This window comes from Nocardia abscessus NBRC 100374 (assembly GCF_000308455.1).
Taxonomy (GTDB): Bacteria; Actinomycetota; Actinomycetes; order Mycobacteriales; family Mycobacteriaceae; genus Nocardia; species Nocardia abscessus.
Window position 1 is genome coordinate 18,070 of record NZ_BAFP01000137.1, and the last position, 12,097, is coordinate 30,166.

Annotated in this window: 11 protein-coding genes; 5 read left to right on the forward strand and 6 right to left on the reverse strand. The window is 69.3% G+C overall.

What is annotated here, in order from left to right; genetic code table 11:
• The first annotated feature begins 61 nt into the window (after positions 1 to 61).
• Positions 62 to 4,267: a bifunctional nitrate reductase/sulfite reductase flavoprotein subunit alpha gene (locus ON19_RS27380; protein WP_043698949.1), complete on the forward strand. Its 4,206-nt coding sequence runs from the start codon at positions 62 to 64 to the stop codon at positions 4,265 to 4,267.
• 10 nt (positions 4,268 to 4,277) lie between these two features.
• On the opposite strand, the gene ON19_RS27385 is transcribed toward ON19_RS27380, so the two are convergent.
• Positions 4,278 to 5,312 (reverse strand): aldo/keto reductase, encoded by a 1,035-nt coding sequence (locus ON19_RS27385; protein WP_043698980.1) that lies wholly within the window; start codon positions 5,310 to 5,312, stop codon positions 4,278 to 4,280.
• Between the two features lie 113 nt (positions 5,313 to 5,425).
• Between ON19_RS27385 and ON19_RS27390 the strand changes: the two genes are divergently transcribed.
• A complete protein-coding gene (locus tag ON19_RS27390) occupies positions 5,426 to 6,043 on the forward strand; it encodes a TetR/AcrR family transcriptional regulator (RefSeq protein WP_043698950.1) in 618 nt (205 codons plus the stop codon).
• A gap of 13 nt (positions 6,044 to 6,056) precedes the next feature.
• On the opposite strand, the gene ON19_RS27395 is transcribed toward ON19_RS27390, so the two are convergent.
• Complete coding sequence (locus ON19_RS27395) at positions 6,057 to 6,659, reverse strand: TIGR03086 family metal-binding protein (RefSeq protein ID WP_043698952.1); 603 nt, start codon at positions 6,657 to 6,659, stop codon at positions 6,057 to 6,059.
• Between the two features lie 115 nt (positions 6,660 to 6,774).
• A complete protein-coding gene (locus ON19_RS27400) occupies positions 6,775 to 7,233 on the reverse strand; it encodes a MarR family winged helix-turn-helix transcriptional regulator (RefSeq protein ID WP_043698954.1) in 459 nt (152 codons plus the stop codon).
• A 62-nt stretch (positions 7,234 to 7,295) separates the two neighbouring features.
• Between ON19_RS27400 and ON19_RS27405 the strand changes: the two genes are divergently transcribed.
• The 3 genes from ON19_RS27405 (at position 7,296) to ON19_RS27415 (ending at position 8,487) form a co-directional block, all read left to right on the forward strand.
• Positions 7,296 to 7,805 carry an SgcJ/EcaC family oxidoreductase gene (locus ON19_RS27405; protein ID WP_043698956.1) on the forward strand — a complete coding sequence of 170 codons (510 nt, stop codon included), beginning with the start codon at positions 7,296 to 7,298 and terminating at the stop codon, positions 7,803 to 7,805.
• A 76-nt stretch (positions 7,806 to 7,881) separates the two neighbouring features.
• Entirely contained in the window at positions 7,882 to 8,130 is a 249-nt protein-coding gene (locus ON19_RS27410) for a DUF8836 family protein (protein WP_043698958.1), read from the forward strand.
• A gap of 129 nt (positions 8,131 to 8,259) precedes the next feature.
• On the forward strand, positions 8,260 to 8,487 hold the full coding sequence (locus ON19_RS27415) for an Rv3202a family protein (protein ID WP_043698960.1): 228 nt from the start codon (positions 8,260 to 8,262) through the stop codon (positions 8,485 to 8,487).
• Between the two features lie 12 nt (positions 8,488 to 8,499).
• Here ON19_RS27415 and menD read toward each other — a convergent pair whose 3' ends face one another.
• The 3 genes from menD to ON19_RS27430 all read right to left on the reverse strand — a co-directional run bounded on the left by menD (position 8,500) and on the right by ON19_RS27430 (position 11,630).
• Complete coding sequence (menD, locus tag ON19_RS27420) at positions 8,500 to 10,143, reverse strand: 2-succinyl-5-enolpyruvyl-6-hydroxy-3-cyclohexene-1-carboxylic-acid synthase (RefSeq protein ID WP_043698962.1); 1,644 nt, start codon at positions 10,141 to 10,143, stop codon at positions 8,500 to 8,502.
• A gap of 308 nt (positions 10,144 to 10,451) precedes the next feature.
• Positions 10,452 to 10,898, reverse strand: a complete 447-nt coding sequence (locus ON19_RS27425) for a DUF6918 family protein (RefSeq protein WP_043698964.1) — start codon at positions 10,896 to 10,898, stop codon at positions 10,452 to 10,454.
• 75 nt (positions 10,899 to 10,973) lie between these two features.
• The gene (locus ON19_RS27430; protein ID WP_051169356.1) at positions 10,974 to 11,630 is read right to left on the reverse strand and encodes a PaaI family thioesterase; all 657 of its coding nucleotides are present in this window, start codon (positions 11,628 to 11,630) and stop codon (positions 10,974 to 10,976) included.
• Between the last annotated feature and the right edge of the window lie 467 nt (positions 11,631 to 12,097).

Sequence of the window (12,097 nt, forward strand, 5' to 3'; positions counted from 1 at the left end):
GGTGAGGAGAAATGTCACCTGGCGATAACGCGAGGTAAATCCGGCGCAATCGGCGGTCCGCATGATCGGAGGCATGACCGATCCAGTCACCGGCCGCGGCGACGGCACTGCCCGAACGGCGTGCTCGTACTGCGGCGTGGGCTGCGGGATGACGGTCTCGACCGCCGCCGATGACGCGGGCAAGTCGGTGATCGCGAAGGTCAGCGGGGACAAACTGCACCCGGCGAACGCGGGCAGGCTGTGCACCAAGGGGGCCACGCACGCGGAATTGATGCGCACCCCGGGGCGGATGGAGACCGCCTACCGGCGCTCCGAGCGCGGCCAGGTCCCGGTGCCGTTCCCCGTCGACGAGGCGGTGCACGAGGCGGCGACCCGGCTGCGCGCGATCCTGGACGAGCACGGTCCGGACGCGATCGCGCTGTATGTCTCCGGGCAGATGTCACTGGAAGCGCAGTACCTCGCCACCAAGCTCGCCAAGGGCTATCTGCGCACGAGGCACATCGAGGCGAACTCGCGGCTGTGCATGGCCAGCGCGGGGACCGGATACAAGCAGTCGCTCGGCGCGGACGGGCCGCCCGGCTCCTACGACGACTTCGAGCACGCGGACCTGTTCTTCGTGATCGGCGCGAACATGGCCGACTGCCATCCGATCTTGTTCCTGCGCATGGCCGATCGGCTCAAGTCCGGGGCCAAGCTGATCGTGGTCGACCCGCGTCGCACCGAGACGGCCGCGCGCGCGGACCTCTTTCTGCAGATCGCCCCCGGCACGGATCTCGCGCTGCTGAACGGGCTGCTGCACCTGCTGGTTGCCAACGGTGACATCGACGCGGAGTTCATCGCCGAGCACACCGAGGGCTGGGACGCGATGCCGGAGTTCCTGGCCGACTATCCGCCGCAGCGGGTGGCGGAGATCACCGGACTGGCCGAGGCCGACATCCGCACCGCCGCCCAGTGGATCGGCGCGGCGGGCGAGTGGATGTCGCTGTGGACGATGGGACTCAACCAGTCCACGCACGGCACCTGGAACACCAACGCGCTGTGCAATCTGCACCTGGCCACCGGAGCCATCTGCCGTCCCGGCAGCGGGCCCTTCTCGCTCACCGGGCAGCCGAACGCGATGGGCGGGCGCGAGATGGGCTACATGGGCCCCGGCCTGCCTGGCCAGCGCAGCGTGCTCTCCGCCGAGGACCGCACGTTCGTGGAGACCGTGTGGGAGCTGGAGCCCGGCACGCTGCGCACCGAAGCCGGGCCCGGCACGGTGGAGATGTTCCGCGAACTGGCCGAAGGGGCGATCAAAGCGGCCTGGATCATCTGCACCAACCCCGTGGCCACCGTGTCGAACCGGAAGACGGTGATCGCGGGGCTGGAGGCGGCCGAACTGGTGATCGCCCAGGACGCGTACACCGAGACCGCGACCAACGCCTACGCCGACCTGCTGTTGCCCGCCACGCTGTGGGCGGAGGCCGACGCGGTGATGGTGAATTCCGAACGCAACCTCACCTTGCTCCAGCAGTCGGTGCCGCCCACCGGCGACGCGCGGCCGGACTGGCGGATCATCGCCGACATCGCCACCGCGATGGGTTTTCCCGGGTTCGAGTTCGCCACCAGCGCCGAGGTGTTCGCCGAGATCAAGCGGTTCGCGAATCCGGCCACCGGCTACGACCTGCGCGGCATGAGCTACGAGGCGCTGCGCGAGGGGCCGATGCAGTGGCCGTGCCCGGAGCCGGAGCGCAGGCGCAATCCGATTCGGTACCGCAACGACGGGGTCAGTCAGACGCTGTTCGTCGACGAGCACGGCCACCAGCCCCCGCTGGCCTTCGCCACGCCGAGCCGCCGCGCGGTGTTCTGGCCGCGGCCGCACCTGCTGCCGGAGGAGATGCCGGACGACGACTACCCGTTCCTGCTGAACACCGGCCGCCTGCAGCACCAGTGGCACACGATGACCAAGACCGGCAAGATCGACAAGCTGACCAAGCTGAACGGCACGCCGTTCGTCGAGGTGCACCCGGCCGACGCCGAGCGGCTCGGGCTACGCGAAGGCGACCAGCTCGAGATCGCCTCACGCCGGGGCCGCGCGGTGCTGCCGGTGCAGGTCAGCGACCGAGTGCGGCCGGGCGATTGCTTCGTGCCGTTCCATTGGAACGACGAGCATGGCGAATACCTCACCATCAACGCGGTCACCAACGACGCGGTCGATCCGGTCTCGCTGCAACCCGAGTTCAAGGCGTGCGCGGTGGCGCTGCGCCGAGTGGCCGCCGTACCGCGACCCGAGACTCCCGCCGCGCGGCCCGTGGCGGAGTCGGCGCACCCGTTGGCGGCGGTGCTCGGCCTCGACAGTCACACCGCACCTACGCTCAGCGAGACCGAGCGGATCTACCTCAGCGGCTACCTGGCCGCGTTGCAGGCGCTTCCGGTGACCGGTCAGCCGGTGCTGCCGGAGTCGGCGCCGATGTCCGCGCACAGCAGGGTGTGGGTCGACGGGCTGCTGGCCGGCATGTACTCGCGCGGCGCGACGAGTCCGGCGCCCGCGGTCGACGAGGGCGACACCGCCCGCGCCGTCACCGTGCTGTGGGCCTCGCAGACCGGCACCGCGGAGGAGTTCGCGGCCACCGTCGCGGCGCATCTGGCCGAGCACGGCTTCGCGCCGCGACTGCTGGATCTGGACTCCTGCGAGCCGAGCGCGATCCACGGCGACGTGCTGGTGGTCAGCAGCACCTTCGGCGACGGCGGGCCGCCGGACAACGGAGCGGATTTCTGGGAGAGCCTGGCCGACGGCGCCGTGCGGCTGACCGGTGTGCGGTACGCGGTGTTCGCCCTCGGCGACTCCTCCTACGACGACTTCTGCGGCTACGGCCGCAAACTCGACGAGAAATTCGCCGAACTGGGCGCGACCCGGTTGCTCCCGCGCGTCGACAGTGAACCCGACTACGAAGACGCGGCGCGGCGCTGGCTCGATGACGTGCTCACCGCGTTCGGCGACGGGCATGCCGGGCAGCCGGGCTCTTCGGCCGACCTTCCGACGCACGGTGGCACCGGATCGCGGCCCGTCGCGCCCCGTGGCGGCGTCGCGACGATGGAATTACCGAGCGCCGCACCGGCACTCGGCCGTCTCCGCACCGCGGCGCCGTTCACCCGCACCGCGCCGTTGCGCGCGCCGCTCGTGCGCAACGACTTGCTGTCGGCCGGAGGCTCACCGAAAGAGGTGCGCCGCTTCGGATTCGATCTGCGCGGCCTGGACGCCGCGTACGAGGTGGGTGATTCGCTGGGCGTCTGGCCGGTGAATTGCACCTCGCTGGTCACCGAATGGCTGGCCGCCACCGGGCTGGACGGTCGCCGTCTCGTGGAGGTCGACGAGCGCGAGTTACCGCTGGCCGAGGCGCTGCGCACGCACTACGACATCACCAAGGTCGGCCAGGACCTGCTCGGCTTTCTCGCCGAACGCAACCACAGCGGCAAGCTCGCCAAACTGCTGCGCCGGGACAATCGCAACGAGCTGGCGAATTACCTGTGGGACCGGCAGGCGGTGGACGTGCTGCGTGACTTCCCGGTCCGGGCCGATCTGGTGGAGTGGCTCGGCACGTTGAAGAAGTTGCAGCCGCGCCAGTATTCGATCTCGTCGAGTCCGCTGGTCAGCCCGGATGAGGTGGAGCTGACCGTCGGCATCGTGCGCTACGGCGACCCGGCGGCCACCGGTTCGGCGGCGCGACGCGGCGGGGTGTGCTCGACCTTCCTTGCCGACCGGGCGCATACCGACGTCACCGATGCGGCCGTGCCGATCTTCCTGCAGCGCGCACCGCATTTCCGCCCCCCGGCCGACCCGACCGCTCCGATGATCATGGTGGGCCCGGGCACCGGTATCGCCCCCTTCCGCGGGTTCCTGCACGAGCGCAGGGCTCTCGGCAGCACCGGGCGCAACTGGCTGTTCTTCGGCGATCAGCATGCGACGCAGAACTTCTACTACCGCGCCGAGCTGGAGGACATGTTCCGCTCCGGTTTCCTGACCCGGCTCGACCTCGCCTTCTCCCGCGACCAGCGGGAGCGGATCTACGTGCAGCACCGCATGATCGAACACGGCGCCGAGCTGTGGTCCTGGCTGCGCGAGGGCGCCCACTTCTACGTCTGCGGCGACGCCAGCCGCATGGCAAAGGACGTCGACGAGGCGCTGCTGCGCATCGCGCGCATCCACGGCAAACTCGACGAGGACGGCGCGCTGGCGTTCAAGAAGCAGCTCGTCGCCGAAAAGCGTTACGTCCGAGACGTCTACTGATCGAACCCGCTCACACCGCGGGCGGGTTCAGGCGGGTGAAGTCCGGGAGGCGGTAGTACGGGTAGTAGGGGTAGGGCGGGGTGGTGGCGCCGGCTTTGTCCAGGCGGGCGATCTGGTCGGCGTCGAGCTCCCAGCCGATCGCGCCGAGGTTCTGGCGCAGTTGCTCCTCGTTTCGCGCGCCGACGATGACGGTCGCGACGGTGGGGCGGCGCAGCAGCCAGTTGAGGGCGATCTGCGGGACGGTCTTCCCGGTTTCGGCGGCCAGCTCGTCGAGCACGTCGACCACGTCGTAGAGCTTCTCCTCGTCCACCGGCGGTCCGGCCTCGGCGGTCCGGTGCAGACGGCTGCCCTCCGGAAGGGGTTGTCCGCGCCGGATCTTGCCGGTGAGCCTGCCCCAGCCCAGCGGACTCCAGACGACCGCGCCGACCCCCTGGTCGCGGCCCAGCGGCATCAGTTCCCACTCGTAGTCGCGCCCGACCAGCGAGTAGTAGACCTGGTGCGCGACGTACCTGGTCAGGCCGTTGCGATCGGCCGCGGCAAGGGATTTCATCAGCTGCCAGCCCGCGAAGTTGGACGCGCCGAGATAGCGGATCTTGCCCGCGCGCACCAGATCGTCCAGCGCGCCGACGACTTCCTCCACCGGGGTGCCCGCGTCGAAGGCGTGCAGCTGGAACAGATCGATGTAGTCGGTGCCCAGCCTGCGCAGCGACGCCTCCACCGCACCGATCAGCCTGGCCCGGCCGGAACCGGCGTCCCACGGGCCTGCGCCGGTCGGCAACGTCGCCTTGGTGGACAGCAGCACCCGGTCGCGCCTGCCCTTGACAGCCGCGCCCAGCACCTCCTCGGAGGCGCCGTCGGAGTAGACATCGGCGGTGTCGAACATGTTCACGCCCGCGTCCAGGCTGATGTCGACCAGCCGTCGCGCCTGCTCGGCGTCGGTGTCGCCCCACGCGCCGAACAGTTCACCCCGGCCGCCGAAGGTACCCGCGCCGAAGCTCAAGGCAGGGACGTGCAGACCGGACGCCCCGAGCCGCCGGTATTCCATCTGCGTGTCCACCGTCTGAACGTTCATCGGACCACCCTCCTAAAGGGTCTATAGTTCCATTAACAATTCGGACGGTACACCCGTTCGCGCGTAAATGAAACTGGAGTCCCGTTATGGAGCTGGAAGAGGCTACCCCCGGATCGGTTCGACCCGGCGGACGAACCGCGCGGGTCCGCACCGCGGTACTACAGGCGGCGGGCGACCTACTGGCCGAACGCGGCTTCGCCCACCTGGATCTCGCGGAGGTCGCGGCGCGCGCCGAGGTCGGCAAGACCACCGTCTACCGCCGCTGGCGCACGCCGACCGGCCTGATCGCCGACCTGCTGGTCGACATGGCCGAGCAGTCGCTGCCGCACGCCGACACCGGTTCCCTGCTCGGCGATCTCACCGCCAACGCCCGCTTGGTCGCGCGGACACTGTCCGATCCCCGTCAGGGCAAACTCTTCCGGGCCGTGATCGCGGCCGCGACCTGTGACGACTCCGCCGCGGCCGCCTTGCGCCGCTTCTACGACGTCCGGCTCAACGAGTGGTCGGCCTGCGTCGAGGCAGCCATCGCGCGCGGCGAAGCACCCGAGGGCACCGACGCACGCGCGGCGCTGTCCGCGGTGTCGGCCCCGCTGTACTACCGACTGCTCGCCAGCGGCGATCCCATCGATGACGCCGCGGCGGATATGGCCGCGCGCGCCGCGGTCACCGCCGCGACCGCAGGCGCCTTCGTGACCCGGCTCTGATCCGAACTCCCGGCTAGCCGGACACCGCTCCCCTGGCCTGTGCGGTCCAGTCGGCGCGGCGGCCGGTGAAAGCGAGCACCCGCTCCAGATCCGACGCTTCGGCCGTGACCGGTTGCACCGGCCCGAACGCACCGGGCACCCCTTCGGCGGGCATCTCGCTCAGCATGCCCAGCAAAGTCGCCAGATCTGCGGCGGCACAGGTGAAGGGCTGACCGGTGGCCGTCGCGAGATCCCAGCCGTGCACGACCACCTCGTCCAGGGCGATCCTGGCCATCACCGGGGCGGGCTCACTCACCCCGCCCGCCTCCGTCACGCCGTCCCAGGCCGCCGACTCCCGCCACGCCGCTACCAAAGCATCGAGCTGGGCGGGAATGCGCTCGCGCCAATCCGGCGACAGCGCGCGCTCGGACGGGGGAGCCGGTGGGACCGAACCGCCGACAGCCTCTTTGGTAGCAGCCTGGCGAAAAGCTTCGGCCAAGTCGCTGACATGCGCGAGCAGCTCGCCCACAGTGGTGTCGGCGCACGGCGTCGGCGCCGTGAGTTGATCATCGGTGATGCGGCCGACCACGGCCGACAATGCGGTGGCGGCCGGTTCGAAATCGAATTCCGGATTCATCGAATCTCCTGAGCCGGGAACGTCTTCAATCGTGCAGACGCCCCCGCGCCGCGGAATTCATCGGTATCGAGTGAACGCGCCGCCGAACCCGCACCGCGGGGTCGAAGCGCGCGGGTCAGCCGTTCGATGCGATGCGGTCGGCTTGCCCGCGATGGACGGCGAGCGCGGTACGCAGGAAGTCGAGGATCAGCGCGAGCTGGTCGGCGTCGTAACGATCGAGAGCCCGCGCTCCCGCCCGGCCCACCGGCTCGAAGATCCGCTCCGCCATCTCTTCCGCGGCGGCAGTGGCAGTCACCAGCACGCGGCGCCGATTGGCCGGATCCTGACCGCGCGCGACGAATCCCGCACGCTCCAGGCGATCGATGACCGCGGTGGTCGCCGCGGGGCTGAGTTTCAACGCGGCGCTCAGCTCCCCCGCGGGTAGCGGGCCGCGACCGAGCACCACGTCCAGGCACCGCAAATCGGTGCGGTTCACGCCGAGGTGTGCGGCGACCACCTCGTCGAAGACATCGAAGCTCTGCTGGAGCAACCGCAAGTGCGTACCGATTTCGCCGATGAGATTATCTTTCGACATCCAAAACTTTCTGTTATCGTACATTTCGTTGATCGAAATGATAGCACGACCGAGGAACCACCATGAACGAAACCATCCGCCGCACCGCCACCGACGAGGCCCGGATCCGAGCCCTGTTCGAGGACCTGATGCAGGCGTGGACCGACAATGACGCCGAGGCCTACGCCGGGTTGTTCACCGAAGACTCCGACTACGTGTCCTACGACGGCACGCGTGCGACCGGCCGCGCCGAGCACCAACACAATCACGACAAGCTCTTCCGAGGCGTGCTGGCAGGCTCCGCGCTGGTCGGCGAACTGGAATCGATCCGCTTCGTCACCCCGGACGTGGCGATCCTGCACGGCACCGCGTCGGTACTGATGCCGTGGCGCTCGCGGCTGCCCGAACGCAGGCGTTCGCGCCAGACGCTGGTGCTCGTACGCGCGTCCGAGGGATGGCGGGTGACCGCGATCCACAACGGTCGGGTCCGCCCGGTCACGGTTCCCGAACCGGACTCCTTTCCGTCCGCGATGTCTCGAGTGATGAGCCGCGTCGCGCGCACGATGGGGCTGGGGCGTCGGTCTGCTCGGTAGCCGCGCGAAACGGCGCCGCTGTTTCCGCAACCAACTCGTAGCGGCGAAAAGCCCTGGAAAAGCGGACAATTGAAAGATGAAGGGTGATCGAGTGGAGATCGTCGTCGATGTCGGCGACGGGTCTCGCAGTTACGAGATCGCGGCTACCCGGGCGGGGCGGCGGGTCGAAGTGCGGATCGCGCGGGGCGTGGTCGAAGTCAGCGAGGTGACGCGATCGGGGACGGCGGTGCGAACCGCGCGGTTCATGGCCGGGCGAACGCTCGCGCTGGTCGAGCACCCCGCGAACGGCACGGCGCCGCAGGACGACGAAGGGCGACAACACTGACCCACCGATGCTTGCCGTGCGGCCCGGCCGGGGGCATCCTCGATGCTGTCGGAGTTGATCGTCCGTCTCGATTGCTGCGTGCCACGACGGGTATGCCGATCGAGAGGCCTACGTGGAGAGGAGCGCACGATGTCAGATCCCCTTGCCGACGCGATCCCTGAGGCCGATCTCGCCGAGCAGTCCGTTCCGGCGTATCCGGAGCAGCCGGTGCCTGCCGACGACCTGGCGGAACAGGAGGACACCGTCGGACGGGCGATCCTGGAGCGCGACATCTTGGAGGCGAACCCGGCGGACGTGATCGAACAGTCCATCCCGGTGCCGATCGATGACGACCCCGAGGACGAACTCGGGTACTGACCGCCCGCTCGGTCAGGGCTGGATCTTCGCCCGCACCGTCGCATGCAGTTCGCGCAGGCTGGACCGTTCGGTGGCCACCTCGAGTACCCGCGTGCCATGGGCGTGCCCGGTCAGCTCGACGGCCAGCTGCTGTGGATCCACCTGCCGGTGCGGGATGCGGTAGGCGGCGCACAGCGCGGCGAGGTCCATGCCGTGCGGTGTGCCGAAGACCCGCTCGAACACGCCCGCGTACTGCGGGTCGCCCTGCTCGAGCAGTTCGAAGATGCCGCCGCCGTCGTCGTTGGCCACCACGATGGTCAGATCGGCAGGCCGCGGTTCACCGGGCCCGATGAGCAGGCCGGACGCGTCGTGCAGGAAGGTCAGGTCACCGATCAGCGCGATGGTGCGCCCGTCGTGGTGCAGTGCGGCGCCGACCGCTGTGGACACCGTGCCGTCGATACCGGCAACACCACGATTCGACAGCACCTTGACTCCCGGCCGCGGATGCGACACCAGCGCGGCATCGCGCACCGGATTGGAGGCGCCGAGCAGGAGCTGGTCGCCGTCGTGCAGCGCGTCCATCACGACCGCGGCGACGTGCAGCCCGGTGGGTTTCGGGTGCCGTGCGAGTTCGGCCCGCACCACCTGATCGGCCTTCGCGTTCAGTTCGCGGCAGTGCTCCAGCCATTGCGCGCTGGGCGTGCCGGTGGTGACCGCGCGGGTGCCGGTGCCGACCACGTTGCCGGACACATCTGGCCACCGCGGCCCGGTGGTCAGCGCGTACACCCGGATGTCCGGATCGGCGAGCACCTTCGAGACCTGGCGGTGCAAGGTGGGGCGGCCGGTGATGATCGCCTGCTTCGGCCGCAGCAGCGGCAGGGCGAGCGGGTGCAAGGCGGGACCGTGCATCGGCGCGGTGGGCTCGGCGACGGTCGGCAGATCCACCAGCTCCGGCCGCAACCCGGCGCCGTGGCCGGAGATGACGACCGTGTCCGGGGTGAGGTCGAGATCGAGCGGCACGTCCAAGGTCGCGTACTGGGTCTCGGTCCAGGCGCACTCACCCTCGCGACCCGTGGGAGCCGACTCGCCCGGCGCGAGGTCGGGGACCAGTGGCTCACGCAGCGGCACGTCGAAGTGCACCGGGCCCGCGTTGCCGGAGCGGGTGCCGCGCGCCGCGGCGAGCACCCGGCAGACCGCCGAGCGCCACTGGCTGTTCTGCTGACCGTAGGGCGGATGATCGGCGTCGCCCGCTTCCTCCTCGGCGAGGCCGAGCGAGATGGTGGCGCGGACCTGGCTGCCGAACAGGCCGAGCTGCTCGATGGTCTGGTTGGCGCCGGAACCGAGCAGCTCGTAGGGCCGGTTGGCGCTGAGCACCACCAGCGGAACCCTGGCGTAGTTCGCCTCCAGCACGGCGGGTCCGAGGTTGGCCACCGCGGTGCCCGAGGTCATCACGACCGGGACCGGGAGCCGGCTCGCGATCGCGAGCCCGACGGCGAGGAAGCCCGCCGTTCGCTCGTCGATGCGCATGTGCAGTCGCAGCCGCCCGGCCGCGTCGGCAGCCTGCAGGGCGAAGGCCAGCGGAGCGTTCCGGGAGCCGGGGCACAGGACGACATCGCGCACGCCCCCGCGCACGAGCTCGTCGACGACGACCTGCGCTTGTGCTGTAGACGGGTTCACGCCTCCAGACTGGCAGACAGTCAACTAGAAGTCCCTGCCGGGAGGCTCGCAATCACACTGTGTCCTCGCACACTGCCTGTGTCACGGCACACGGATTGCTCGGAAGCGTGCAAGCGGCCCGCAACGCCTACTCCCCGACAATCACACGCCTCAACCGCGCACTCGAGCGAACCGAAACCGAGCATGCGCCGTTCGCGGCCCGGCTCGCGTCCGAGCGGCCGCCGTGTAGGCGACGGAGTCGCCAGCGGTCTTCGCTCGGACGCGAGGCTTCCAGGGCCGCGGACAGGCAGCGCCGGAGGCGCTGCGGATTATCCCGCGTGCTTTTGGATCAGGTCGCCGACCCGCGGCAGCGCCTCGACGACGTGCTTCTTCGCCGAGGAGCGCATCGAGGAGTAGACCTTCTGCAGGGCAGGGCGAGTGGAGGACTCGGCCCGGGCGTCGGTGACGGCGAGCAACGCCTCGGCGACCTCGTCGGACTTGGCGACGAGCAGATCGGCGAACTTGCCGGAGCCCGACGCCGCGTACTCCTGCCAGAACGGCTCCAGCTGCGCGACGAGCTTGGGCGCCAACGACTCCAGCGCATCGGGCACGATGGACGGGCTGATCTTCTTGACCGCCGCGTAGCCACCCTTCACAGCCAGGCCGGACGCACCACCCTTGTCCGAGACCTCGGCGTCGAGAACCTCGACGGCGTCGGCAAGGAAAGCCGGGCGCTTCGCGTCGTCGAGCAGGGATTCAGACAGTGCTGCAACCACTTTCAGGTTCCTCCGGATCGGGTTTCGATGAACGAGCGAGGGCAACTATACGCACCCGCGCCAGCATTCACCCGGCTATGGCTGCCACGGCAGCAACTCCACCATCAGACCTTCGCAGTCGGCGAGTAGATCGCCCTGCTCATCGAGCAATTCGGCGGTGATGAAAGTCTTGCGTCCTTCGATCCGGTCGACCCGCCCGCGAACGGTCAGCTGCGTTTCCAGCGGAGTGATCTTGCGGTAGTTCACGTGCAGGTAGGCGGTACGGCTGATCGGCCGTCCGGCGTAGTGCACGATCATGCCGAGCAGGTCGTCGAACAGCAGCGGCAGCACGCCGCCGTGCGCGGCCCCGTTGCCGCCGAGATGGAAGCGGCGGAACACACCCGTCATCTCGATACCGTCCGGCCCCGCCTCGACCACTTGCCACGGCAGCAGCAGAAGACTTCCGCGGCCCGGCAATTCGACGGCACGGCCCGCCGGTCCCTGCAACTCCGGCGCGCGGTAGGGCTCGAGCAGCTCGATCAGCTCGCGAGCTTTGGCCTGCGCGGCCCCGAAGACGTCGTCCGGCGCGTCCACCGACACCGCGAGATCCTGCAACGTCCGCATGGCGTCCACGAACCCGCCGAAGTTCGGCCCGACCCGCGCGGGCGTGACCTTCGGAAACCCGCCGTGCTTCTCGTACCGGGACCCGTCCACCGCACTCCGGTCGATAACCCGTTTCACTCGCTCGCTCATACTTGCACGGTAACGCGTAGTTTTACACCGTCAAATCCAATGTCCGCACAGCCGGCAACAGTCGCCTACAGGTCGCCCCGACGACCAGCCCTCCGGGTGTGTGCTCGATGCCCTGGGCTCGACTACCAACCCTCAGCGCACACCACCCGAGATTTCGAGCAAAAGCGAGACAGAGCATCCGCCGTTCAAGGCCTGGCTCCCGTCGGAGCGGCCGACGACCACCGGTCGACCCGACGATCAACCACCCCAAGCCGCCCACACTATGTCCAGCGCCCGACTACCAACCGCCCGGCCCTCAACCTCAGATTTCGCGCAAAACGAGACCGAACATCCGCCGTTCAAGGCTTGGCTCCCGTCGGAGCGGCCGACGACCACCAGTCGACCCGACGATCAACCACTCCGAGCCGCGTGCACTGTGTCCACCGCTCGACAACCAACGCGCCCGGCGCACCCCAACCCCAGTTTTC

What these genes read in the sequence shown, in the direction of transcription:
- ON19_RS27380 (WP_043698949.1), top strand. Translation starts at nt 62, where the DNA reads ATGATCGGAGGCATGACCGATCCAGTCACCGGCCGCGGCGACGGCACT.
- ON19_RS27385 (WP_043698980.1), bottom strand. Translation starts at nt 5,312, where the DNA reads ATGGAATACCGGCGGCTCGGGGCGTCCGGTCTGCACGTCCCTGCCTTG.
- ON19_RS27390 (WP_043698950.1), top strand. Translation starts at nt 5,426, where the DNA reads ATGGAGCTGGAAGAGGCTACCCCCGGATCGGTTCGACCCGGCGGACGA.
- ON19_RS27395 (WP_043698952.1), bottom strand. Translation starts at nt 6,659, where the DNA reads ATGAATCCGGAATTCGATTTCGAACCGGCCGCCACCGCATTGTCGGCC.
- ON19_RS27400 (WP_043698954.1), bottom strand. Translation starts at nt 7,233, where the DNA reads ATGTCGAAAGATAATCTCATCGGCGAAATCGGTACGCACTTGCGGTTG.
- ON19_RS27405 (WP_043698956.1), top strand. Translation starts at nt 7,296, where the DNA reads ATGAACGAAACCATCCGCCGCACCGCCACCGACGAGGCCCGGATCCGA.
- ON19_RS27410 (WP_043698958.1), top strand. Translation starts at nt 7,882, where the DNA reads ATGAAGGGTGATCGAGTGGAGATCGTCGTCGATGTCGGCGACGGGTCT.
- ON19_RS27415 (WP_043698960.1), top strand. Translation starts at nt 8,260, where the DNA reads ATGTCAGATCCCCTTGCCGACGCGATCCCTGAGGCCGATCTCGCCGAG.
- ON19_RS27430 (WP_051169356.1), bottom strand. Translation starts at nt 11,630, where the DNA reads ATGAGCGAGCGAGTGAAACGGGTTATCGACCGGAGTGCGGTGGACGGG.